21 protein-coding genes are annotated in these 22,995 nt (G+C 55.6%); 14 read left to right on the plus strand and 7 right to left on the minus strand.

The window, feature by feature from the left end; translation table 11 throughout:
• Positions 1-31: 31 nt before the first annotated feature.
• From recF to R84865_RS04440, 3 genes are all read left to right on the plus strand, one after another.
• The gene (gene recF / locus R84865_RS04430; protein WP_435638943.1) at positions 32-1,111 is read left to right on the plus strand and encodes a DNA replication/repair protein RecF; all 1,080 of its coding nucleotides are present in this window, start codon (positions 32-34) and stop codon (positions 1,109-1,111) included.
• A 220-nt stretch (positions 1,112-1,331) separates the two neighbouring features.
• Positions 1,332-3,746, plus strand: a complete 2,415-nt coding sequence (gene gyrB / locus R84865_RS04435; RefSeq protein WP_435638944.1) for a DNA topoisomerase (ATP-hydrolyzing) subunit B — start codon at positions 1,332-1,334, stop codon at positions 3,744-3,746.
• 333 nt (positions 3,747-4,079) lie between these two features.
• Positions 4,080-4,982 carry an alpha/beta fold hydrolase gene (locus tag R84865_RS04440; RefSeq protein WP_435638945.1) on the plus strand — a complete coding sequence of 301 codons (903 nt, stop codon included), beginning with the start codon at positions 4,080-4,082 and terminating at the stop codon, positions 4,980-4,982.
• Positions 4,983-5,253: 271 nt separating this feature from the next.
• On the opposite strand, the gene R84865_RS04445 is transcribed toward R84865_RS04440, so the two are convergent.
• The 3 genes from R84865_RS04445 to R84865_RS04455 form a co-directional block, all read right to left on the minus strand.
• A complete protein-coding gene (locus R84865_RS04445; RefSeq protein WP_435632012.1) occupies positions 5,254-5,562 on the minus strand; it encodes a hypothetical protein in 309 nt (102 codons plus the stop codon).
• 214 nt (positions 5,563-5,776) lie between these two features.
• Complete coding sequence (locus R84865_RS04450; RefSeq protein WP_435632013.1) at positions 5,777-6,613, minus strand: mechanosensitive ion channel family protein; 837 nt, start codon at positions 6,611-6,613, stop codon at positions 5,777-5,779.
• 180 nt (positions 6,614-6,793) lie between these two features.
• Entirely contained in the window at positions 6,794-7,420 is a 627-nt protein-coding gene (locus tag R84865_RS04455; protein WP_435637349.1) for a superoxide dismutase, read from the minus strand.
• Between the two features lie 326 nt (positions 7,421-7,746).
• Between R84865_RS04455 and R84865_RS04460 the strand changes: the two genes are divergently transcribed.
• From R84865_RS04460 to R84865_RS04470, 3 genes are all read left to right on the plus strand, one after another.
• Entirely contained in the window at positions 7,747-8,403 is a 657-nt protein-coding gene (locus tag R84865_RS04460) for a helix-turn-helix transcriptional regulator (RefSeq protein WP_435632015.1), read from the plus strand.
• A gap of 188 nt (positions 8,404-8,591) precedes the next feature.
• Positions 8,592-9,326, plus strand: coding sequence for a pirin family protein (locus R84865_RS04465; RefSeq protein ID WP_435638946.1), 735 nt, complete (start codon positions 8,592-8,594; stop codon positions 9,324-9,326).
• A 169-nt stretch (positions 9,327-9,495) separates the two neighbouring features.
• On the plus strand, positions 9,496-9,918 hold the full coding sequence (locus tag R84865_RS04470) for a DoxX family protein (RefSeq protein WP_435632017.1): 423 nt from the start codon (positions 9,496-9,498) through the stop codon (positions 9,916-9,918).
• A gap of 104 nt (positions 9,919-10,022) precedes the next feature.
• Here R84865_RS04470 and R84865_RS04475 read toward each other — a convergent pair whose 3' ends face one another.
• A complete protein-coding gene (locus tag R84865_RS04475) occupies positions 10,023-10,355 on the minus strand; it encodes a hypothetical protein (protein WP_435632018.1) in 333 nt (110 codons plus the stop codon).
• A 396-nt stretch (positions 10,356-10,751) separates the two neighbouring features.
• Here R84865_RS04475 and R84865_RS04480 point away from each other — a divergent pair, with 396 nt between their 5' ends.
• The 3 genes from R84865_RS04480 (at position 10,752) to argC (ending at position 13,622) form a co-directional block, all read left to right on the plus strand.
• Positions 10,752-12,026, plus strand: coding sequence for an NAD(P)/FAD-dependent oxidoreductase (locus R84865_RS04480; RefSeq protein WP_435638947.1), 1,275 nt, complete (start codon positions 10,752-10,754; stop codon positions 12,024-12,026).
• Between the two features lie 149 nt (positions 12,027-12,175).
• The gene (locus R84865_RS04485) at positions 12,176-12,421 is read left to right on the plus strand and encodes a CsbD family protein (protein ID WP_435632020.1); all 246 of its coding nucleotides are present in this window, start codon (positions 12,176-12,178) and stop codon (positions 12,419-12,421) included.
• Between the two features lie 241 nt (positions 12,422-12,662).
• Positions 12,663-13,622, plus strand: a complete 960-nt coding sequence (gene argC, locus R84865_RS04490) for an N-acetyl-gamma-glutamyl-phosphate reductase (RefSeq protein ID WP_435637344.1) — start codon at positions 12,663-12,665, stop codon at positions 13,620-13,622.
• 89 nt (positions 13,623-13,711) lie between these two features.
• On the opposite strand, the gene R84865_RS04495 is transcribed toward argC, so the two are convergent.
• Together R84865_RS04495 and R84865_RS04500 are read right to left on the minus strand one after the other, a co-directional pair.
• A complete protein-coding gene (locus R84865_RS04495; RefSeq protein ID WP_435637343.1) occupies positions 13,712-14,623 on the minus strand; it encodes a LysR family transcriptional regulator in 912 nt (303 codons plus the stop codon).
• A gap of 78 nt (positions 14,624-14,701) precedes the next feature.
• Entirely contained in the window at positions 14,702-15,778 is a 1,077-nt protein-coding gene (locus R84865_RS04500; protein ID WP_435638948.1) for a mandelate racemase/muconate lactonizing enzyme family protein, read from the minus strand.
• A gap of 284 nt (positions 15,779-16,062) precedes the next feature.
• On the opposite strand from R84865_RS04500, the gene R84865_RS04505 reads away from it, so the two are divergent.
• The 3 genes from R84865_RS04505 to R84865_RS04515 all read left to right on the plus strand — a co-directional run bounded on the left by R84865_RS04505 (position 16,063) and on the right by R84865_RS04515 (position 18,641).
• Positions 16,063-16,752 carry a S24 family peptidase gene (locus R84865_RS04505; protein WP_435632024.1) on the plus strand — a complete coding sequence of 230 codons (690 nt, stop codon included), beginning with the start codon at positions 16,063-16,065 and terminating at the stop codon, positions 16,750-16,752.
• Positions 16,753-16,955: 203 nt separating this feature from the next.
• Positions 16,956-17,744, plus strand: a complete 789-nt coding sequence (locus tag R84865_RS04510) for an SDR family oxidoreductase (protein ID WP_435632025.1) — start codon at positions 16,956-16,958, stop codon at positions 17,742-17,744.
• 9 nt (positions 17,745-17,753) lie between these two features.
• Positions 17,754-18,641 carry an oxygenase MpaB family protein gene (locus tag R84865_RS04515; protein ID WP_435632026.1) on the plus strand — a complete coding sequence of 296 codons (888 nt, stop codon included), beginning with the start codon at positions 17,754-17,756 and terminating at the stop codon, positions 18,639-18,641.
• Positions 18,642-18,701: 60 nt separating this feature from the next.
• Here R84865_RS04515 and gabT read toward each other — a convergent pair whose 3' ends face one another.
• On the minus strand, positions 18,702-19,973 hold the full coding sequence (gabT, locus tag R84865_RS04520) for a 4-aminobutyrate--2-oxoglutarate transaminase (RefSeq protein WP_435638949.1): 1,272 nt from the start codon (positions 19,971-19,973) through the stop codon (positions 18,702-18,704).
• Between the two features lie 176 nt (positions 19,974-20,149).
• Here gabT and pdxR point away from each other — a divergent pair, with 176 nt between their 5' ends.
• The gene (pdxR, locus tag R84865_RS04525; RefSeq protein ID WP_435638950.1) at positions 20,150-21,616 is read left to right on the plus strand and encodes a MocR-like pyridoxine biosynthesis transcription factor PdxR; all 1,467 of its coding nucleotides are present in this window, start codon (positions 20,150-20,152) and stop codon (positions 21,614-21,616) included.
• A 115-nt stretch (positions 21,617-21,731) separates the two neighbouring features.
• Entirely contained in the window at positions 21,732-22,898 is a 1,167-nt protein-coding gene (locus tag R84865_RS04530) for a nucleotide sugar dehydrogenase (protein WP_435637336.1), read from the plus strand.
• The last annotated feature ends 97 nt before the right edge of the window (positions 22,899-22,995 follow it).

The following is a 22,995-nucleotide window of genomic DNA, read 5'->3' on the forward strand; positions in this document are numbered from 1 at the left end:
CTTTGCTTCACGTGCAGCGGCGGACTTATTTATGCCGCTTGATCGTCTCCAAGTTACCGGATTGCGCAACATTGCGCAGGCTGATCTGACGCCTTCTGCGGGTATCAACCTGATTTGTGGCGCTAACGGTAGCGGTAAGACCAGTCTGCTTGAAGCGCTGCATTTACTCGGGTTAGGGCGTTCTTTCAGGGCGCGCCACGTCAAATCGCTCATCCATTTCGATGCCGACAGCCTGACCGTTTTTGGCCGTATTGCCGGCTCCCCTCCGCAACGTATCGGAATCCAGCGTCGCCGCGATAGTAGCAGCGTCGAGCTGAGGCTCGACGGTGAGCGCGTTGAGCGTATCAGCCGCCTGGCCGAGCAGCTTCCCCTCCAATTGATTGATAGCCACACCTTCGAACTGATTGAAGGGTCGCCACGTGCTCGTCGAGAATATCTCGATTGGGGCGTCTTTCACGTCGATCACGACTTTTTGGCGCTGTGGAAGCGTATGCGCAGGGCATTGAAACACCGCAACGCGCTGCTGAGATATGGTACAATTGACCGAATTTCGATGGCTGCCTGGAATCAGGAGCTGGGGCGCGCTGCGGAGCAGATGGACAGCCTGCGCAAGCGGTATATTGAGCAGCTTGTGCCGCTGTTTGCAGAAACCCTGGCGCGCTTGGCTGACCTCCCCGACGTGACGCTCCAGTACACGCGTGGTTGGGATCGCCAGCGCCCTCTCGAGGAGGTGCTCGAAGCGGGTATCAACACCGATAGGCAAATGGGGTTTACCCAGCAGGGGCCACAGCGTGCGGATATTCGTATTCGGGTCGGCAAGCGATTGGCCGCAGAGGTGCTGTCTCGCGGTCAGCAGAAGGTGGTGGTAAGCGCGTTGAAACTGGCCCAAGGGCAGTTACTCGAGCGTTTGACCGATCGCCACTGCCTGTATTTGATCGACGACCTTGCCGCCGAGCTCGATAGCCGTCATCGGCAGCGCTTCTGTGAGGTGCTCGAAGAGCAGCAAGGACAAAGCTTCATCACGGCCATCGAGCGCAATGGTGTACAGCACGGATTCTCCCAAGAATTCGCCGTATTTGAGCTGCGTGGCGGGTGTCTTGATGGCGCCTGACCATGCAGCCTCGCGATTGCCGCACGTAGGTGGGCAGTCGCTCGCGGGGGGGGGGGGGCGTTGGCCCTTCCCGCATGGAAACAACGCAAGGTGGCACGCACAGATGCCGCCGCCAGTCGCAAAACAGCAGGTGAGCAGCTCGACAACGAGTATTCATGCTGCGGTGGCGGTGTCAGCACGCAGCGTCGATAGATAGCTGCTTAACAGCCCAGGAGTGAACATGAGCGAGCAGGCTTACGATTCATCAAGTATCAAGGTCTTGAAAGGACTGGACGCGGTGCGCAAGCGCCCGGGCATGTACATCGGTGATACCGATGACGGCAGCGGTCTGCACCACATGGTTTTCGAGATTGTTGATAACTCGATCGACGAAGCCTTGGCAGGCTACTGTGACGAGATCAACGTGACCATTCACGCGGACGAATCCATTAGCGTGTCGGACGACGGGCGCGGTATTCCTACCGATATGCACTCCGAAGGCGTGTCTGCCGCTGAGGTTATCCTGACGGTGCTCCACGCGGGCGGTAAGTTCGATGACAACTCTTACAAGGTATCCGGCGGTCTGCACGGCGTTGGGGTATCGGTGGTTAACGCACTGTCGTCACAGCTCGATCTGACCATCTGGCGTGCCGGCAAGGTGCACACCCAAACCTACAGCCACGGCGTGCCGCAGAAGCCGCTCGAGGTTGTTGGTGATACCGAGCGCTCGGGTACCCAGATTCACTTCGTGCCGTCTCCCGAAACCTTTGCCAATATCGAGTTCCACTACGAGATTCTGGCCAAGCGCCTGCGCGAGCTGTCATTTTTGAACTCGGGCGTCGCCATTCGCCTGACGGATGAGCGCGACGGCAAATCGGAGCTGTTCCACTACGAGGGCGGTCTCAAGGCCTTCGTTGAGCATCTCAACAAGAACCGCACTACCATCAATCCGGTGTTCCATTTCTCCCTCGACCGTGAAGATGGCATCACGGTAGAAGTGGCGATGCAGTGGAACGATAGCTACAACGAAAATCTGCTGTGCTACACCAACAATATTCCGCAGCGCGATGGCGGCACTCACCTGGCCGGCTTCCGTGCATCGCTGACGCGCACGCTCAACAACTACATTGAAGCTGAAGAGCTGCAGAAGAAAGCCAAGGTAACTACCTCCGGCGATGATGCACGCGAAGGGCTGGTGGCAATCATTTCGGTCAAGGTGCCCGATCCCAAGTTCTCCTCGCAGACCAAGGACAAGCTGGTGTCGTCCGAGGTAAAAACCGCGGTAGAACAGGAGATGGGCAAAAACTTCTCCGAGTATCTGCTAGAGCACCCCAACGAAGCGAAAATTATCGTCAACAAGATGATCGATGCTGCGCGTGCCCGTGATGCGGCGCGTAAGGCGCGTGAAATGACGCGTCGTAAAGGGGCCCTGGATATCGCGGGGCTGCCCGGTAAGCTGGCCGACTGTCAGGAGAAGGATCCTTCCAAATCAGAGCTTTATCTGGTGGAGGGTGATTCTGCCGGAGGATCAGCCAAACAGGGCCGTGATCGTCGCACTCAGGCAATTCTGCCGCTGAAGGGCAAGATTCTTAACGTTGAGAAAGCGCGTTTCGACAAGATGCTCTCCTCTGCCGAGGTCGGCACGCTGATTACGGCGCTTGGCTGTGGTATTGGTCGTGAAGAATTTGATGTCGAGAAGCTTCGCTATCACTCGATCATTATCATGACCGATGCTGACGTCGATGGATCGCACATCCGTACCCTGCTGCTGACCTTCTTCTTCCGTCAAATGCCTGAAATTATTGAGCGTGGTCACGTGTTTATCGCGCAGCCGCCGCTCTACAAGATCAAGCGTGGCAAGCAGGAAATGTATCTCAAGGATGAGGCGGCCCTAGAGCAGTATCTGGTAACGACAGCCCTTGATGGCGGCAGCCTGCACGTTCACGAGACGGCACCAGGCATTACTGGCGCTGAGCTTGAGAAGCTGATCAATCAGTATCAGGACGTGATGCGCCGCTTCGATCGTCTGTCGCGTGTTTATCCGCGCAAGGTATTGAAAGAGATGATTCGCGTCGGCGGTCTCAAGGATACCGAGCTGGCCGACGAGCAGGCGGTTAGCGCGTGGATGGAAAAACTGTCCCAGCGCATGGCGCTGATCAGCGAATACGAAGGTGACGCGAGCTATCGCTTCTTCGCCCAGTTCGATGAAGAACGCCAGCTTTACTTCCCCAAAGTAACGGTGACAGCGCACGGCGTTGATACCGATTATTCCCTGGGACTGAGCTTCTTCCGCTCTCCCGATTACTCGGCCATGGTGTCACTCGGCGAAACACTTGATGGTCTGCTCGAAGATGGCGCTTACGTCGCCCGTGGCGAGCGGCGTCGTGAGGTGAAGGAGTTCGGCGAAGTGATGGAATGGCTGAAGGGCGAAGCGCAGCGCGGCCTAAGCATCCAGCGCTACAAAGGGCTTGGCGAGATGAACCCTGAGCAGCTGTGGGAAACCACCATGGATCCCGATGTGCGGCGCATGCTGCAGGTGTCCATTGAAGATGCAGTGGTCGCCGACCAGATGTTCAACACCCTGATGGGTGATGAAGTTGAGCCACGTCGCGACTTCATTGAACAGAATGCGCTGGTCGCCAACCTGGATATTTGATTGGCAATCTAGCACTGGCTGGAAACGCAACAAGGCCCGAAGGTTTTCCTTCGGGCCTTGTTGCGTTGGCGTTCTCGAAAGTCTCAACTGGCTGCCGGGCTGCCGACTCTGATGTGCCTACAAAGTATTGATCAGCCAGCACAGCGCTCAGTCGTTACGCCATCTGTTCTGGCCTGTAGCATAGGTTTTGGAGACGTGCCCCACAATTGGCATGTTCTCGCGATGCGCGTTGTAACGGCATTGTAAGACGCAAGCAATCGCCATCAATGAGGCCAGTATCGCTGCGTTGTATGAGAGCTTCTAAAAACACCCGCTAGAAAACAGGAAACGCGTATGTCGTTGCTGAAAAAACCGGTTGTTGTAGTGTTAACGCTACTACTGATGGCGAGCATTGTGCTGCACTCAGCCTGGGCGCAAGCGTTATCGATCCCGTCACAACGTGCATGGGCGGGCAGTAAGGATGTAGTTACCCTCGCCGACGGCCAGCAGCTGGCTTACGTGGAAGCAGGTAATCCGACAGGTAAGCCGTTGGTGATGATTCATGGATATACCGATAACTCGCGCAGTTGGTCGCTAGTGGCCCCTTATCTGCGTCACCGGCATCTCTTTATGCTGGATTTACCGGGTCACGGTGCCAGCAGTAAACCAGCAACGGGGTTCGATACTGCTTCGCTGGCGCACGAGGTGGTCGGCTTCATGAATAGCAAGCACCTGGGCTCTGCCGATATCGCAGGGCATTCGCTTGGCTCGATGACTGCCGCGACGTTGGCGGGTCTCTACCCTGACCGAGTTGATAAGCTGGTGCTGCTCTCTTCCGGTACCAGACTGCCCGATGCGGCCCTCGACTGGCTTTGGGACAGCCTGGCTGGCCAGCATTTTCCCCTCGATGCAGACAGCTCTTTCATGGATGAGTGGTATACCAACCCTTCTCCGGTAGACCCATCGTTCCTGCGCCATGAGCGCAGTGAAAGCGCTCGTCTTCCGGCAACGACCTGGCTTGGCGTATTGCGCGCATTGAGCGTTACCGACTGGAGCTACGTGGCGCGTCGTATCAAGGCGCCTACCCTGATTCTATGGGGCGATCAGGACAGTATTTTCGATGCCGGTAGTCAGGCGCATCTAAAGCAGGTGCTGCCGAAGGCGCAGTACAGCACCTATCACGGGAATGGTCATAACATGCTGTGGGAACAGCCACAAAAAGTGGGGCAACAGATTGATGATTTTCTGCACCGATGAAGCGCTTGTCGTAACAGGGATCGCTTAATCGAGGCGCGCTCCCGAGTACTGTGCGGCGAGATCAGCTTGCCAGATGCATTAGTCGTTTGGTCGGTCGCGATAGGTCACGCCTCATGCATTTCGAATGCTTTGGAGGCTGTGCGCATGGCAGTAGCCTGCTCTTCGCCGTTAGTGTGGTGGCGCGCATTCGGGAGCAGGTGACGCGATCATAGGTTTTCTCAGGCCTGTGCGCTCAAAGGTGTTGCGGGTCCTGGATTCTTTTCTTATCGGTTTACGGAGACCGCTCAGCCTTTGCCAAGCAGCTGCGCGGGTCTACTACCACCGACGCGATGAAGCGGCCATCGGCGCCCAGGTAGGTATGCCGCATACGCAAGCCCTCCTCGATCGCACTTTGCAGTCCGCTGCGGTTTTGCTCGCAGAGTGAACGTCGATGTTCCGCTGCCGCTCCTTTGGCAAATAGCGGCTGCTCAAATTCGTTGGCATCGTGATGCAGCACCACGTAGGTGTAGCGAATTTCTCGGCTTGCTGGCACCAGTCGAACCGATTCCACCTCTGTTTCATCGTCCAGTTTGACGGGCATGTGTGCGTCGAGGCGATCAATAGAGTGGCTATAAGACCTTAATCCAGCGTCCGGCCAGTGTCCGCACAGGGCCACCACCGCTAATAGCAGCAGCGTACTCCCAGCGACAATATATGGGTACGGGGATCTCATGCGTCCTTCCTGTTCGGCAATAGAAAAAGGGAGTCGGTAGTGTGCGACTACCGCTCCCTTTTCAGCAATCGAGTGCGATCAATTACTTGTTAACGACTACCTGAGGCGTAACCGCGGGGCGGCTAGTGGTGCCCAAGTGGTAGCCTTCTTTCTTCAGTGCCTTGATAGCTTCCTCTGAGTATTTAGAGGTTAGCGCTACCTTGTCGGCCACGGAACTCCAGAAGCAGATGCTAACAGATACGTTAACTGCCTGAGGCGCGAAGGAAACAGAAGGTGCGGGATCAGTGATTACCTTGCTATCGCCTTCAAAGAGACCTAGCAGCAGTGAGCGCGCCTTATCAATGTCATCGTCATAGTCAATCAACACATTAATGGTGCTAAGACGACGACCGTTTTCACTGTTGTTGACTAGCGCCGTTTCCGAGAGTGCGGAGTTGGGTACGTAGACAATATCGTTATTCACGGTACGCAGAATGGTACGGAAAATTTCGATGGCAGTGACGGTACCTTCGTTGCCGCCACAGCTAACGTAATCGCCGACCTTGAAGGGACGGAACAGTAGAATCATTACGCCGCCGGCGAAGTTGGCCAGACTGTTCTTCCATGCCAAGCCCACCGCGACACTCATCGCGCCCAAGACGGTAACAAACGACGTAGTGGCGATACCGACCATGGAGGCTGCGCTGATCAGTAGCAGTAGGCGCAGCAGCAGTTGAGCCATGTTGCTAAGGAAGCCTTGCAGGGTCGGCTCCATGTGGCGTGCACTCATCATGCGGTTCATGCCGCGCATGATCGCATTGATAATCCACCAGCCAATGATGAGTACCACCACGGCCGCGAGCAATTTGCCCGCAAATCCCAGCAAAGAAGGCAGCATATGGTTGAACATCTGCCAAGCGCGATCCAGTTTACTATCCACGTTGCATCCTTATCGGTTAAAAAAGGTAAGCCCCAAATCCTTTTGAGCGTGCCGCCACTGTATCAAATGATGGGTGGCTTTTTCCTGTTTCATTAAGGTTAGCCTGATATCAAAAAAATCGCCCGCTTAAGGTTAAGCGGGCGACTTGATTGGCGGTGCGAGAACTCGCCTGAGCGTTACTTACTTAGCGGCTTGATAGCGCTTTTCAGCTTCTGCCCAGTTCACCAGTTTCCAGAATGCGCCAATGTAATCAGGGCGACGGTTCTGGTAGTTCAGGTAGTAAGCGTGCTCCCACACGTCGAGACCAAGCACTGGCGTAGCGTCGAGTCCACCGAAGGCTTTCGGCGACAGCGGGCTGTCCTGGTTGGCAGTGGAGCCGATTTCGAGCTTACCGTTCTTGACCACTAGCCACGCCCAGCCAGAACCGAAGCGACCTTTGGCGGCAGTAGCGAACTGTTCCTGAAACTGCTCAAAGCTGCCGAAAGTGTCGTCGATGGCCGCTTTCAGATCGCCTACCGGCGCGCCTTCGGAGTCGGGCGTCAGAATGGTCCAGAACAGCGAGTGGTTAGCGTGGCCGCCAGCGTTGTTGCGGATGGCGGTCTGGCTTGCTTCCGGAACGTCGGCAAGTTTGGTCACCAGCTCTTCAGCAGACAGATTGGCAAAGTCAGGCAGTTTCTCAAGCGCTGCGTTGGCATTGGTGACGTAAGTCTGATGGTGCTTGGTGTGGTGGATTTCCATGGTTGCCTTATCGAAATGCGGTTCGAGTGCATCGTAGGCATAAGGAAGTTTAGGAAGTTCGTAAGCCATATCAACAAGCCTCTCTTGGGTTGTCGTTCTATGTATTCATCGGAGTGCTTAGCGCATCCGGATTCTTCAAACACTGGGTATCAGCATCTCTCGACGCGGAACAGCCATCGATGGGGTAACAAGTAACGTTGTGCGCTGCCCATCGGCCCCAAAATGACAGTTTTAACGGCTGAACCGGTATGCATGGCTACCCATACTGGCTTTTACAAGCACGCCCTTGGATAATAGGACTACGGGGTAGCGTATGCAAATGACGATTCCGCCTTTAAACCAAAGCATTGGTTCTACTCATCCACTTTTCAACCGTACGCCGCGAGGAGATTGCCATGACCTTCGTCGCATCACTCGACAGCCCTGAACAGCAGTTGCTTGGTGTGATCAAACGCCATGGAGCGCTGTCGCTCGCCGGTATCGCGGCGCAGTTGACCATTTCGCAAGAAGCCGCCCGGCAGCGAGTCAACCGTTTGGCGCATTTGGGCTTGGTGCAGAAGTTTGAGCAGCGAAAGAGCGGCGGGCGCCCGTTAGGCGTTTGGGAATTATCTGCAAAAGGGCATGCGCGCTTTCCTGATGCCCATGCGCAGCTCAGTGTGCAACTGTTGGATGCGGCGCTTTCCCTGCATGGCAACGAGGGTATCGAGCAACTATTAACGGCGCGTGAACATGCCATCACGTCGAAATACGAAGAAGCATTGGCTTCTGCCGTGTCACTGGAAGAACGTTTGCAACAGCTGGTAGAGCTGCGCGATGCCGAAGGCTACATGGCGCGCCTTGAAACTATCGAAAGTGGGAAAACGTGGCGATTGATTGAGGACCATTGTCCGATTGGTGCCGCAGCTGCGTCCTGTAGCGGATTCTGCGCGAGTGAAACACGCCTGTTTCAGGCTATTCTGGGCGACGGCGTTGGGGTAACTCGAGAAGAGCACATTCAGCAGGGCGAAAAGCGCTGCGCGTACAAGATCACCGCGCTCACGGTATCCTGCTGACCCCTTCTGTAGTCGTTGGTGGTGGCATTCGAGAGGCACGCTAATACGGCTGGGCACTCGCCGGCTATTGTCTATCATATGGCGACAATAATTCGCTGTAATACGTGTTTATTGCTTTTGTTTAATTGACTAATCTACTCCCAATGACAGCGCGGGAGACGCCGCGCTAATGATTAAGGAGTAACACCATGATTCAGATTAGACGCGCTATGGATCGCGGACATGCCAACCACGGCTGGCTGAACTCTTTCCACACCTTCTCGTTTGCGGACTATTTCGACCCGCGCGAAATGGGCTTCTCGGATCTTCGTGTGATCAACGATGACCGCGTATCTCAGGGAAAAGGGTTTGGGCGCCACCCTCATCGCGATATGGAAATCTTCTCGTACGTGTTGGAGGGAAAGCTTGAGCACCGCGACAACATGGGCAATGGTTCGGTAATCGCACCGGGGGATGTGCAGCTGATGAGCGCAGGGTCTGGCGTACTGCACAGTGAATTCAATCCATCCGCCAACGAGCCGGTCCACTTTCTGCAAATTTGGGTCGTGCCTGATGCACGCGGCTACACGCCCCGCTATTTGCAGCAACACTTCTCGAAAGAGCAGAAGCAAGGGCAACTGCGGCAGATTATCCGTCCAGAGAAAGCGGGAGATACTGCTGAGGGCTTGCCGATTCGCCAGGATGTACGCGTGTACGCCGGTAATTTCGATGCAGGAGAGCAAGCGGAGCTAAGCATTGAGGAAGGGCGTTTCGTATACGTGCACGTGGCGCGCGGTCATGTAGTGCTCAATGGTCAATCACTCAGTGAAGGCGATGGTGCTCGTATCAGAGATGAGCGGCTTATCGAGCTTTCTCAGGGCGATAACGCAGAAGTACTGGTGTTCGATTTACGCGGGCAAGAGCTGCCAATGATGTTGAGCTAAGCTGTTGGCACTGCGGCTAACCAGCCGCTGGCGCCTGCTTATCGTTAGCTTTCATAAATGACTTTAAGAATGAATCTGCGACAACGGGCGAGCGTTCGTTCGCCCACACAGGATACTAACGTCGCTACTTATTGGCGCAATGCGCCCTTTTAAACTGGAGATTGGAACAATGAATTCCCGACGTGTTTTTGGTGGTGATGCCGCGCTGTTGATTGCCCGTGTCTTGCTGGTGGTGCTGTTTGTTTATGCGGGCTGGGGCAAGCTGGTGGGCTTCACCGGCACGGAATCCCAATTTGCGGCCAACGGCATTCCTGATCCAATGCTTGCCACACTGGTTGCCGTAATCGCTGAGTTACCTTTCGCGCTGCTGATTCTGGTGGGTCTTTTCACGCGTCCCTTGGCCATCCTGCTTGCTATCTACACGCTAGCGACTGCAGTACTGGGGCATCCATACTGGGCTGTGCCTGATGATCAACAGATGAACATGCTGCTGCACTTTTACAAAAATGTAGGAATTGCAGGTGGATTCCTCGCGCTCTACGCAGCAGGTGCTGGACGCTTCTCGCTCGATCAGCTGCGTCATCGCAGTTAAGTTATCGGCAGTAAAAAACCACACGGACTCCGTGTGGTTTTTTTTATGCCTCGCAAAAAGCGATATCAGGCGTAAGCCTGGTGACTCGCCGCCGCGCTTGCGCGTTATTCGAGCGGCATACCGCCAACTGCGTAGCTTTCATAGGCAACCTTGCCGGACTCATCTACCTGGCAGCTCAGGTTGTAGAAGGTGTTGCCACGGCCCTGCAGGCTAACGGTCAAACGATAAGGCTTGTTCTGCTCGTAGCGTGAGAGGTTGTCGGAAGCATAGGACTGCGTTTTAAAGGTATTGCCATCCTTCGCCTGGCCCTGTGCGAGACACTCTTTTACCAGCGGGTTGTCGGGGTGGCCGTGCTCTGCGGCTTGCGCCTGGGTAACGCCACAACCAATGGCGAGACTGGCTGCAATGGCCAGTGATGAAAATAAATGCTTGCTCATGGGGTTTATCTCCTGATCAAACCTGACGTTTTGCCGAGATGTTGGCATCTTCTCTTGACGCTGCCTGAGCGGTTTTGACGCAACCAGGCTGTTGCGCAGCGAGGTAATGCTTTCTGCTGCCTATTATTTACAGCCAAGGGCACCGACCGTTGCTGTTACGATGCCGTATCAGACAAGGCTAAAGTTTAGTAGAACCCTGTGTAGCTGTATTTAACGCCCACTTAAACGGCTAACAAAATACCACATTCGATAGCGCTGCCTCGATGTTTACTCGATATCTTCCTTGGAAAGTGCATCGATGGGGAGTTATCTATACTGGCTATCGAATATTCAGTTAAGCTGATGCGATGCCATTTTCGCTTTTTAATTATCGATCTACATTCACCGAGGTTTCCGATGACTTCCGACAACTCTGCTGAGCCATCTTCTGCTGATTCTGCTGCTGCTTCCGAGCAGTTTGACGTTGTTGTTATTGGCGGGGGATCTGGCGGTATCAGCGTGAGCGCAAGTATCTTGAAGCGTGACAGCGCGCTGCGTCTCGCCATCATTGAGCCGAGCAGCAAACATTGCTACCAGCCAGCATGGACGCTAGTGGGGGGTGGTGCCTATGACGTTGCCAAAACGGTTAAAGCGACCAGTGAAGTGATTCCTCAGGGCGCTACGTGGCTACAGAGTGCTGCCAAGCGTGTTGATGCGTCAGCACGACAGATTGAGTTGGAAGATGGCCGCGTCGTGGGCTATCAGCAGTTAGTCGTGGCACCCGGTTTGCGGCTGGCATGGGAGCAGATCGACGGCGTTGAAGAGACGTTAGGCAAAAACGGCGTCACATCCAACTATCGCCTCGATCTCGCGCCCTACACGTGGAAACTGGTGCAGTCGCTGGAAAACGGCACGGCTATTTTTACGCAGCCGCCGATGCCGATCAAATGCGCTGGCGCGCCCCAGAAAGCACTGTACCTCTCCTGTGATTACTGGCGTCATCAGGGGGTAGCAAGCAGCATTGATGTCGAGTTTGCGCTAGCGGGTGCGGCGTTGTTCGGTGTCGCGGATTTCGTGCCAACGCTACAAAGCTACATCGAGCGCTACAATGCGGCGCTGCTCTTCAATCAGAATCTGGTTGCGGTCGATGGCCCCAATCGAAAAGCAACTTTCGAGGTCACTAACGCAGCGGGCGAGAAAGAACGTGTCGAGAAGCATTTCGATATGTTGCACGTAGTACCGCCCCAGGTCGCTCCGGACTTTATCAAGAAGAGCGGTTTGGGCAATGCGGCGGGTTGGGTCGATGTCGATCCCGATACGCTGCGCCACACGCAGTTCGACGACATTTTCGCGTTGGGCGACTGCATTGGTACTAGTAATGCCAAAACGGCGGCAGCGGCACGTAAGCAGAGCGTGGTGGTTGCTGAAAACCTGCTTGCAGCGCGTAACGGTACCTCTCTGCCGGCCCATTACGATGGCTACGGTGCCTGCCCGCTTACCGTAGAGCGCGGCAAGGTGGTGCTGGCTGAATTCGGATATAACGGCAAGTTGCTACCCACCTTCCCGCTCGATCCGAAGGTGCCACGCAAACTCAACTGGTGGATGAAAACCGAATTGCTTCCCTTCATCTACTGGAACGGCATGTTGAAAGGGCGTGAATGGTTGACGCGCGTCAAAATCGACAAAAAATAGCCGTTCGACAGCACGGTTATTGTTCGTGCATCTGTAGAGGGTTCGTGTTAAAAATCTTGTTCGGCACGCGTAAGGCGTGTCGGCTATGCTGGATTCACTCGTAATGCGCCGGGCGATTCCCGCCTGGGTTCATTCAAGGAGAAATGGATATGCCGAAGGATCGCATTGAAGGAAAAGCTCGCGAACTCGCGGGGCAGGCTCAAGAAGCCTTTGGTGAGTTCACCGACGATCACGAACACGATCTGCGCGGCAAAGCGCGTCAGGCGGCGGGTGCTGCACAGTACCACTATGGCGAGGCCGTAGACCAAGTGCGCGACACCACGCGCGAGAATCCTTTCGCCGCGCTGGCAGTTGCAGCGGCCGTTGGTTTTGTATTCGGTCGCTTCCTGCGCTGATACTCGCGAATGCAGCATGCTGCTAAAGCCGGCCCCACGTTACGGGGCCGGCTTTTATTTTGCCTAAGCAAAGGCGTATTCCAGTACAGGGCGTGAGGATGGCATCCATGGTTAGTGATCCCTTGAGGCCGCTGACCAGCTCCGTTCTTTCGTTGTTTTGCTGGTCATGGCATTCTTGAAATGTCGCGAGCGGCGCGGCGTCGCTTATAGAGCGAAGACTTTTACAGCGGAAATTAGTGGTATGACGTTCAAGGTGTTTGTTGACGGTCAGGCTGGGACGACCGGTTTAAGGCTGCTCGATTATCTGGCGCAGCATGATCAAATCGAGGTACTGCGTATCGCCGATGCGAAGCGCAAGGATCGCGACGAACGTGCTCGGCTGTTGAATGCTGCCGATGTTGCGTTCTTGTGCCTACCCGACGAAGCCTCTCGCGAGGCCGTAGCGCTAATCGATAATCCTGACACCTGCGTTATCGATGCCAGTACTGCTTTTCGCACCGCCTCCGATTGGGTGTACGGCCTGCCTGAACTGGTGCCCGAGCAGCGAGCGCGTATCAGGACATCCAAGCGTATTGCTAATCCGGGGTGCCATGCGAGTGCGTTCATCATGTTGGTGCGACCGCTTGTTGAAGCGGGCCTGTTGTCCTCGGAGGAAGTGCTCACTGCTTATTCGCTGACGGGGTACAGCGGTGGCGGCAAAAATATGATTGCCGCCTACGAGCCTGAAGACGGCAGTGCACGTGACGCGCGTTTGGAAAGCCCACGACCCTACGCGCTAGGCCTGCAACACAAGCATCTACCCGAAATGACCTTACACGGTGGCTTGAATCACGCGCCGCTGTTCACGCCCATTGTAGGCCCTTATCTGCAAGGACTTTCAGTACAGCTTCCGCTGCCATTGGCGGCACTCGACAACGCTTCCTTGGAGCACATTCAGGCGGTCTATCAGCGCTATTACCAGCAGGAGCCTTTCGTTAGTGTGCTGCCGTTGGGCGATGAACAGCAGTTGGATAGCGGTTGCTGGGATGTTCAGCACAACAACGGCACCAACCGCGTCGATATTCTGGTGTCGGGCAACGCTGATCAGGCGATATTGATGGCGCGCTTGGACAATCTAGGCAAGGGAGCTGCCGGAGCGGCGATCCAAAGCATGAATATCCATCTTGGGATCGACGAAGACACTGCGCTGGTGCGCGTGTAATGCGCGCACGTTAGCACTGGAAGGGTATTGGGCGGGGATCGCAGAGCGGTCCCCGCCTTTTCGTATGTAGTGGCCTGCCTCCATCTCTCTTATGGAGCAGGCATCCCTTCCTCTTCGTACAGTGAACGTGCCGCGACCGGCTTTTCCTGCCCTAGCAAGCGCGCGGGAGAAATACTGGGCGGCTCATCGCGTCGCCATATCATCCCGATACGTGACGACTCGATATCGGTGTCGGGCAAGCCAAGGGCTTTCAGACCCAGCGGCGCGAGCTGTTGCTGGAAGGCTTGAGGCAGTACCGCTACGCCATGACCGTGCGCCACCATGGTGCCCAACATAACTGCCGAGTCGGCCTCGAAACGCACATCGATGGTTAGCTCGTGCCGTTTGAATAGGCTGTCAACGCTGCGTCGCTGACGCATGTCACCCGACAGAATACCGTGCGGGAACGTTTCGAGATCCTGCCACGCCAGCGCGGGCGGTAGGTTGAAATACTGGGGTGAAGCAAACAGCATCAAGCGTTCGTTAAATAACGGCAGCGTGCCGAATTCCTCTGACATTACCAGCGCTGCATCAAGATATCCCACCGCGAGATCGACTTCGTTATCGGCTAGCGCTTGGAGTAGCGCGGGCATTGAGTATTCTTTCAGGCTGAATGAAAGAGTGTGAACGCGAAGCCCTGGCCACTGCACCACGTCCGCCGAAGCCGCCGGCACCGTACCGATTCTGAAACGCTGCTGATGGCGGCGCTCGCCGCTGCCTCCGTCTCGTAGCGCTTGAAACTCTTTCAGCACGCGTTGGGCGTGATAAAGCACGCGCTCTCCCTCTACCGTGAAGCGCCCAAAACGACGGTCGCGCTCGATGAGCGAAAGGCCCAGTTCGCTTTCTAACTGTTTGATGCGTGCGGATAGCGTCGGTTGAGTGACGTGACAGCGGCGCGCCGCGCGTCCGAAATGGCGTTCGCGCGCTAGCGCAACCAGAAATTGCAATTGTCGATGATCCATAGCGTACATACCAATTAGGCGCTCCCCTTCCTCACGCTGTTAGTAGCGGTAGCGGAGTCGCGGTTAAGGGGAGCGTCCTTAATGCACTGCGCACCAGGTTCCATTGGCAAACGCACCCGCGCGACTGCGGATGCCTAGCCCCGGACCTTCCGGGATGCTTAGCCTGTTGCTTGTGGCATCGGGCGTCAGTAACGGTTCAAGTAGCGTATCGATGGCCGTTGGCAGCGGCAGAACGACGCGTGGTTCTGCGGTTATCAACGTGCTTAGATGCAGGTCTGCGGCCAGCGAAAAGGGATCGTGAGCCCCTGATAACACCGGGCGAATGCCGAAGGCGGTTGCCGTGCGTATCAACCAGATAGCGTTGGTCAGTCCACCGCAGCGAGTGCTATCGATGGTCAGCAAATCGACCGCGTTGGCACCAATCAATGCGCGGCCCTGCATGCAGCTAACAGGCCCCGTGCGCATACCGATATCGATACGGCAGCTGTTGCGCAGCCGTGCAAATGCGTCGATATCGGTGGGATGAAAGGGAGCGTCGAAGCGTTGAATCCCGTAATCGCTCAACATATCGGCAGTGCGCCGCGCCCATTTGTAATCATTGGTACGCATTTCAGGCGCGCGCACTATCAATAGGGTTGTTGACGGACAGACGCTGATAACGTGGTTGATTAACCGCTCATCTTCTATGCTTGAGCCCAGACCAAAGGAGCCTTCGTGAAGCAGTAAGTTAGGGCAGTGCTCGAACTTAAGAGCTTCCACACGAGCGCTGATACCCTCGGTAGAATCGAGCTCAATAGGAATACAGGTACCAACGCTTGAAGAATGATGACCACCCAGCAATGTCGTCAGCGAAAGCCCGACGTGGCGGCCAAAGATATCCCATAGCGCCAGCTCGATTGATGCGATAACGCGCGAGAAAACGGTGTCGTCAGACCATAGCTGCTGCACTCGCTGGCTCAGCGGCGCAATTTCCAGCGCGTTGGCATCACGATAGAAGGGAAATAGCTCATGCACGATAGCGGCCACCAGCGTATGGCTCAAATCGACGGCGGCCATGCTCGATAGGCCGTCGCTGGTAGTGAGCTCGATTATCGCCGGGCGCTGAGGGACCTGCTTACTGCTGGACCGGCAAACGCGGATGTCCGTGATCTTCATGCAATGTCTCTTCTTTCCTGGTCGACATCTAATGGATGCCGAAAGCGCGCTATATACCGAGGACGGGCGGTAACGCCGGGTCAGGTAGTGTTTCCGTGATTGTGAGATAAATTTATAGGGATGGTTTGGGCGCGCAATATATCAATATGAAGGATGTGTCTTCATAAAAGTGGTTTGTGTAAACATAAGTCAAATTAATAGCATTGTATACCGTCACAATGGCGACATAAATTTATAGTAAAGCTTCGCAAAATGTCGCGTACTCATCGAAAGAGACCTTGTCTATGTCGAAGAAAGAATCACCTAAGATAAAAGCAGGCGACATTGATGTAGCCCCCGGTTTGCCAGAACGTTTGTCAGTCTTGATCAACTATTTCGGCACCAAGTCTGCTGCGGCCCATATTGCGGGCGTTGACGCAAATACGGTGGGAAGGTGGACCGAGAAAAGCACTCAGCCCAACCCTCGCCTGCGCAATTTACTTCCGCTGGTGCAGCGTTCAGGCATGTCGATGGACTGGCTGATTCGTGGCGAAGGCAACCCCTACCTGTACAGCGAAGACGGGGCCTACGCTGGCGTAGAAGAGCAGCCACCTCGCTATAAGATCGAGCCGTTCCAGTACGGGGAAGTAACCGACATTGGGAGTTGCTCGGTGACGCGGGATGAATTGGATTGCAATCATCTCAACGCGCAGCAGTTGACCGCCTATGCCATAGAGGATCACAGCATGTCGCCGGCATTGAATATTGGCGATATCGTGCTGGTGAATACCGCACGTACCTCGCTTGGCGGTACCGGTATCTTCATGGTGGAGTTCAAGGGCGAGCGACTCGCACGGCGTGTGCAGCGCACCATGCGAGGAATTACGCTACTGTGCGACGATCCGCAATTCGAAAATATCGAGATTCCCGACGATGGCATGACGCATCTGGTGGTGCGCGGCAAAATTGTTCGGGTGACGCGTTGGATTCGCTGAGCCAAATGGACACCTTGCCAAGCTAAACGCGTGCCAAGAGGTCTTTCGTACGCGAGTCTCGTTAGTCTAGCCGCCTTATGGCGGCTTTTTTGATAAGGTAGAAACGCAGGGATGTTCTTTCCGGAGATAGCCTCCACACCGCTTGATTGATATCCGAGTTCAGCAAAAGCCACCTAATCAGCTTGTATCGGCGAGGTAGCATCATGGATCTAGGTATTGCAGGGCGTTGGGCCGTAGTGTGTGCCGCTAGCAAAGGGTTGGGTAAGGGATGTGCAGAGGCGCTGGTAAAAGAGGGCGTTAATGTAGTGATAAATTCCCGTTCCCAACAAGTGCTTGAAGCAACTGTCAGTGAATTGCAGCGCCTCAACCCCAACAGCGAGATAAGGCATGTGGTCGGCGATATTACCGAGCCAAGCGTGCGCGATCAGGTGCTGGCGGCGGCTCCGCAGGTCGATATTCTGGTGAATAACGCCGGCGGTCCCCCGCCTGGCGACTTCCGTGAATGGGGCCCGGAGCGGTGGCAAAGCGCCTTGAACGCTAACATGATCACGCCGATCGAAATGATCAAAGCGACCATCGACCAGATGGCTGAACGAGGGTTCGGGCGCATCGTTAATATTACGTCCAGCTCGGTCAAGGCGCCTATCGCGCCGCTCGGGCTGTCCAACGGTGCGCGGGCTGGTTTGACTGGGTTCGTGGCCGGGCTGGCGCGACAGCCTCAGCTGGCGTCACGCAACGTTACCGTGAACAACCTGCTGCCGGGCAAGTTCCTCACCGAGCGTCTTCGCAGCAACTTCGCTCACAGTGCCCAAACCTCTGGGCGCACCGCCGACGACGTGATGAACGCACAACAGCAAGCGATTCCGGCTCGCCGGTTTGGCAGCGCTGAGGAATTCGGCACCTTCTGCGCATTTTTGTGCAGCCAGCAAGCCGGTTACTTCACGGGTCAGAATGTGCTGCTGGACGGAGGCGTCTATCCGGGCACCTTCTAAAGAGCGTGTATGAATCTTTTTCGCAAGGCGATCGATCGCCGCATCGCCGATCTTACCGGACGCAGGCACTCTCCGGTCGATTACACGACGCCGCTGGGCGATCCGGGGCTATTTGGACCCGATAGCGCGGTATGGCGCGTTCACGGCGACTTTACCGCGATGATGTGCGGGGGCATCGGCGCGCTATTGCTGCAAATGCTGCATCCGTTGGCGCTTGCTGGCGTGTGGGATCATTCGACCTTTCGTGACGATATGCTGGGAAGGCTGCGTCGTACTAGCCAATTTATTGCGATTACGACCTATGCTTCTCGCCAGCAGGCGGAATCCGCCATCGCTCGCGTGCGCGCTATTCATCAGCAGGTAACAGGCACGGCACCCGACGGTACGCCGTATCGGGCCGACGATCCCGATCTGTTGACGTGGGTTCACGTGGCTGAGATGCGCTCCTTTCTGGCCTCTTACTTGCGCTATCGATCGCCCAACTGCTCTCTTTCCGAGCAGAATCGCTACTACGCTGAAAGCGCGCGCGTGGCCGTTGCGCTGGGCGCACGGCAAGTGCCGACGTCGGTGTCAGAAGTGGCCGATTATCTCGAGCAAATGCGCCCACAGCTTGAGTGCAGCGAGCGCACCCGCGAAGTCGCGCGAATCCTGTTCCGCTCCGGCCCTCAGGATATGGCGGGGCGGCGTGCTGCAAGGCTGTTCATGAATGCGGGTATCGATATCCTGCCTGATTGGGCTACGCAACAGTTGGGATTTGCGCGGAGTCATGTGCAGCAAGCAGTAACCAAACGTTCCGTGCAGGCCGTCGCGCCTATCATCCGCTCCTCGGTGTCTGGTACCGCGCGCGAATTGGCGGAGAAACGTGTCCAAGCGACCGGTCAGCCCGCTAGCCTATAAAACCCACAGGGGGCGACTTGAAAGAGTCGCCCCCTGTGGGTTTCGTCGTTGGGTAAATGGTTATTGAGCCGCTTCCGCCACTGCTTCCTGAAGTATGCCCAAGGCTTCTTCGAAGACCGCATCCTCGATCGTCAGTGGATAGAGAAACCGTATTACATTGCCGTAAACACCGCAGGTCAGCAGCAGGAGGCCACGTTTGAGCGCATGCTGCTGAATGCGATTGGTGAACTCGCTATCCGGATGGCCTTCCGAATTGAAGAATTCAGCGGCAATCATGCTTCCGAGCCCACGTACGCATTTCAGTTGCGCATGTGTTTCCGCCAAGTGATGCAGCTTATCCGTCAGCGTTTGACCAAGCTGATTCGCTCGCTCCAGAAGTTCCTCTTCCTCAATAACATCGATGACGGCGTGGGCCGAGGCGATCGCCAACGGATTGCCCGCATAGGTGCCGCCAAGCGATCCGGGGATCGGCTTATCCAGCAATTCTGCACGGCCGACAATACCCGAGAGTGGCATGCCCCCTGCCAGGCTTTTGGCGTAAGTCGTGATGTCGGCGGACTCAGCAAAATGCTGCATGGCAAAGAATTTACCTGTGCGCGCAAAGCCACATTGCACTTCGTCGGCAATCATCACGATACCGTGCTGGTCACATAGCTGACGTAGGCGTGCAACGAATTCAGCTGGTGCGGGGTTGAAACCGCCCTCGCCTTGAACCGGCTCGAAGATAATCGCGGCCACTCGCTGCGGCTCGACGTCCGTTTTGAATAGCTGCTCAATGGCGCCGATCGAGTCGTCAACAGAGACGCCGTGCAGCTCGTTGGGGAACGGCGCGCGATAAACTTCGCCCACTTGCGGCCCGGCGCCAATCTTGTAGGGACGGGTTTTGCCGGTAAGTGCCAAGGTTGCGGCCGTACGTCCGTGGAAAGCGCCATCGAACGCGATAATGGCCGACCGGCCTGTTGCAATTTTCGCAACCTTAATGGCGTTTTCTACCGCCTCGGCACCGGTGGTGAAGAATGCTGCTTTTTTGTCGAAATCGCCGTCGGCACGCTGGGTTATCTTCTGAGCCAGGGTCGCGTAGCCGGCGTAGGGCACTATCTGGTAGGCGGTGTGGGTGAAATGGCCAAGCTGTTCCTGAATGGCAGCGACCAGTTTGGGATGGCGGTGCCCGGTATTTAGCACCGCGATTCCCGCCGCGAAGTCGATGTAGCGGTTGCCGTCGGTATCGTAAATCTCGGCATTTTTAGCGTCGGCGGCGTGGAAGTTGCACATAACGCCAACGCCGTTAGAGACATGTTGCTGACGTAAGTCGCGTAATTGATCGTTATTCATGGCCAGGCTCTTCAACGTGTAAGGTTCGGTCGTGCTAGTGACTATTGTTGGGTTGCTTTGGACCGTGGTAAAGAGCCAATATTTGCAAACTATAGGGAGCCAATTTAAGACCGACGACGGTGTCTTCGTTAGTTTATGGCGTGCCGCGATGCGCTCAGTCGAATGGAAGGATGGATATGTACGAACTATGGATCGATCTGCTGCAGTTAACGCTGCCAGAGCGTACTGAGCGCTGTTTGAATGAGCGTTTGTACGGCGCGATTCGCGACGCCATTCTGAATCGAACCTTCAACGCTGGGGCGCGATTGCCAGCATCACGCGAGCTCGCAGCAGGACTGGGGATTTCCCGCAATACGGTAACGCGCGTATTCGATCAGCTCATGATAGAAGGGTTTGTAGAGACGCAGATAGGGTCTGGCACCTATGTGGCCGATGTTCAGGGTAGCGTCGAGAAAAGCGCTACATCCGTGAACGGTATCAGTGCGGCGCCGTTACGCTTGTCGGAGCGTGGCGCGGCGCTGGCTTCTCATAGTAGTGCCGCGGTGAAACAGTGGGGAGCCTTCATGCCTGGCGTGCCAGATGTCAGGCTGTTTCCTCACGCACGACTGCAAAAGCGCGTGGCTCGAGTGCTTCATGCTGCTTCGCCTGGTGTGCTTAGCTATCCTGAGCAAGCCGGAAGTCCGGTGCTGTGCGAGGCACTGGTGAAGCATCTTCGTGTTGCACGTGGCCTGCAGTGCGACCCTTCGCAAATTGTCATCGTGGAAGGTGCCCATCAAGGGATAGACCTGATCATTCGGCTGCTGGCCGATGTCGGTGACAGTGCGTGGCTGGAAGAGCCCGGTTATTGGGGAATTCGCCGCTTGCTAGAGATCAATGGTGTGCAGGCGCATCCCGTGCCGGTCGACGACGAAGGAATCACCATACCGAAACAGAGTACGCCCCCTCCTCGGCTAATTTTCACCACTCCCTCGCATCACTACCCGCTCGGCGCGGTGATGAGTATTCAGCGTCGCCGCCAGTTACTGGCCTACGCCAGGCAACATCAGGCGATCATTATTGAAGACGACTATGATAGTGAGTTTCGCTATACCGGCAGTCCGGTGCCGGCTCTATCGGGTTTAGAGGCCGATGCGCCGGTTATTTACGTTGGCACCTTTAGCAAAACTATCTGCCCAAACTTAAGGGTTGCTTATATGGTGCTGCCCCAGGCGTTGTCAGATTACTTTCAGCGCGCGTATCTGGATGTGTATCGCGGTGGACACACGGCCACTCAGCAGGCGCTCGGAGAGTTCATTGAAAGCGGTGAATACGCTCAGCATATTCGACGCATGAGGGGAGTGTATGGGCGGCGGCGTGATGCGCTAAGCGCGCTGGTGGAGGCGCGTTTCGGCAGCCAGCTGTTATCCAAGGAAGCCAGCGATAGTGCGGGATTACATTTAACGCTGAGGCTTCCGCCTTCCATAGACGACGCAGATTTGGCGCGCGCAGTAGCCCAGCAGGGGGTGTTGACGCGCCCGCTGTCACGCTATTATCTGGGGCAATCGCTAAGCAGAGGGTTACTGCTGGGTTATGCCTGTGTTTCGGAGGATGAAATGATTCAGCCCTTTGATGTGCTGGCAGAATGCTTAGCAAAAGTTTTATAATTTCGCAAATTATTGTAGGGCGCAGGGCCTTTTTATTAAGGTTATCTTACGTTGTCGAGGCCCGTACCATGCGCTAAACACACCGTTTGATATATCTATCGATCAGGATTTTTGGATGAAAATTGCTGTAGCAGGTACCGGTTACGTTGGGCTATCAAACTCAATGTTGCTGGCCCAACACCATGATGTAGTCGCGCTGGATATCGATGCTCACAAGGTTGAGCTACTCAATAACCGTCAAAGCCCGATCGTTGATGCACAAATAGAAGAGTTTTTGACGCACAAGACGCTAAGCTTCACCGCTACTCTCGATAAGCAGGAAGCCTATGCGGATGCCGAGTTCGTCATTATCGCCACGCCGACCAATTACGATCCCAAAGCCAACTTTTTTGATACGTCCTCTGTCGAGGCGGTGATCGCCGATGTTACTTCCATCAATCCAAACGCGGTGATGATCATCAAGTCCACTGTGCCGGTTGGATTTACCCGCGATGCCAGCGCGCGCTTCAACTCCAGCAACATTATCTTCTCACCCGAATTTCTGCGTGAGGGTAAGGCGCTCTACGACAACCTGTATCCCTCGCGTATTGTGGTAGGCGAACGCTCCAAGCGCGCAGAAAAATTCGCTGCCCTGCTCGAAGAGGGTGCGATCAAGAAAGAAATTCCAACGCTCTTCGTCGATAGCACCGAAGCAGAAGCGATCAAACTTTTTGCCAATACCTACCTGGCCATGCGGGTTGCCTACTTCAACGAGTTGGACACCTACGCCGAGTCACACGGCTTGAATGCGCGTCAGATTATTGAGGGTGTGTGCCTCGATCCTCGTATTGGTGATCATTATCGTAATCCCAGCTTCGGCTACGGTGGCTATTGTCTGCCCAAGGACACCAAGCAGCTTCTGGCCAATTACGAGGACGTTCCTAACAACCTTATCGGCGCCATCGTCGAGGCAAATCGCACACGTAAGGATTTTGTCTCGCAGTCGATTTTGAGTCGTGATCCCAAGGTGGTGGGTATTCATCGTCTGATCATGAAATCGGGCTCTGACAACTTCCGCGCCAGTGCCATTCAGGGAATCATGAAGCGCCTGAAGGCGAAGGGCGTCGAGGTCATCGTGTATGAGCCAGTGCTTGAGGAAGACACGTTCTTCAATTCTGAAGTACTGAGTGATCTTGATCAGTTCAAGCAGCGCAGCGACGTTATCGTGTCCAATCGCTTGACCGACGACATCGCGGACGTTGCCGACAAGGTGTATACCCGCGACCTGTTTGGGCAGGACTAGCAGCAAGGCAAGCAATGCTGCCCCGTTGTCGTGAAGCTGTCGAGTAACGTGCAGGTGGCATTTCGCGCTCGAAAGATGCTGGAAAGCAAAGGCCCCG

It is taken from the genome of Carnimonas bestiolae (assembly GCF_051251145.1).
GTDB classification, from domain to species: domain Bacteria; phylum Pseudomonadota; class Gammaproteobacteria; order Pseudomonadales; family Halomonadaceae; genus Carnimonas; species Carnimonas bestiolae.

Excerpts from the sequence above, each read along its gene's own strand:
- R84865_RS04480 (WP_435638947.1), top strand. The coding sequence starts at position 10,752 with ATGACTTCCGACAACTCTGCTGAGCCATCTTCTGCTGATTCTGCTGCT.
- R84865_RS04510 (WP_435632025.1), top strand. The coding sequence starts at position 16,956 with ATGGATCTAGGTATTGCAGGGCGTTGGGCCGTAGTGTGTGCCGCTAGC.
- R84865_RS04445 (WP_435632012.1), bottom strand. The coding sequence starts at position 5,562 with ATGCCCGTCAAACTGGACGATGAAACAGAGGTGGAATCGGTTCGACTG.
- R84865_RS04530 (WP_435637336.1), top strand. The coding sequence starts at position 21,732 with ATGAAAATTGCTGTAGCAGGTACCGGTTACGTTGGGCTATCAAACTCA.
- R84865_RS04465 (WP_435638946.1), top strand. The coding sequence starts at position 8,592 with ATGATTCAGATTAGACGCGCTATGGATCGCGGACATGCCAACCACGGC.
- R84865_RS04440 (WP_435638945.1), top strand. The coding sequence starts at position 4,080 with ATGTCGTTGCTGAAAAAACCGGTTGTTGTAGTGTTAACGCTACTACTG.
- R84865_RS04470 (WP_435632017.1), top strand. The coding sequence starts at position 9,496 with ATGAATTCCCGACGTGTTTTTGGTGGTGATGCCGCGCTGTTGATTGCC.
- R84865_RS04485 (WP_435632020.1), top strand. The coding sequence starts at position 12,176 with ATGCCGAAGGATCGCATTGAAGGAAAAGCTCGCGAACTCGCGGGGCAG.
- gyrB (WP_435638944.1), top strand. The coding sequence starts at position 1,332 with ATGAGCGAGCAGGCTTACGATTCATCAAGTATCAAGGTCTTGAAAGGA.
- pdxR (WP_435638950.1), top strand. The coding sequence starts at position 20,150 with ATGTACGAACTATGGATCGATCTGCTGCAGTTAACGCTGCCAGAGCGT.
- gabT (WP_435638949.1), bottom strand. The coding sequence starts at position 19,973 with ATGAATAACGATCAATTACGCGACTTACGTCAGCAACATGTCTCTAAC.
- R84865_RS04515 (WP_435632026.1), top strand. The coding sequence starts at position 17,754 with ATGAATCTTTTTCGCAAGGCGATCGATCGCCGCATCGCCGATCTTACC.
- argC (WP_435637344.1), top strand. The coding sequence starts at position 12,663 with ATGACGTTCAAGGTGTTTGTTGACGGTCAGGCTGGGACGACCGGTTTA.
- R84865_RS04500 (WP_435638948.1), bottom strand. The coding sequence starts at position 15,778 with ATGAAGATCACGGACATCCGCGTTTGCCGGTCCAGCAGTAAGCAGGTC.
- R84865_RS04455 (WP_435637349.1), bottom strand. The coding sequence starts at position 7,420 with ATGGCTTACGAACTTCCTAAACTTCCTTATGCCTACGATGCACTCGAA.
- R84865_RS04495 (WP_435637343.1), bottom strand. The coding sequence starts at position 14,623 with ATGGATCATCGACAATTGCAATTTCTGGTTGCGCTAGCGCGCGAACGC.
- R84865_RS04475 (WP_435632018.1), bottom strand. The coding sequence starts at position 10,355 with ATGAGCAAGCATTTATTTTCATCACTGGCCATTGCAGCCAGTCTCGCC.
- recF (WP_435638943.1), top strand. The coding sequence starts at position 32 with ATGCCGCTTGATCGTCTCCAAGTTACCGGATTGCGCAACATTGCGCAG.
- R84865_RS04505 (WP_435632024.1), top strand. The coding sequence starts at position 16,063 with ATGTCGAAGAAAGAATCACCTAAGATAAAAGCAGGCGACATTGATGTA.
- R84865_RS04460 (WP_435632015.1), top strand. The coding sequence starts at position 7,747 with ATGACCTTCGTCGCATCACTCGACAGCCCTGAACAGCAGTTGCTTGGT.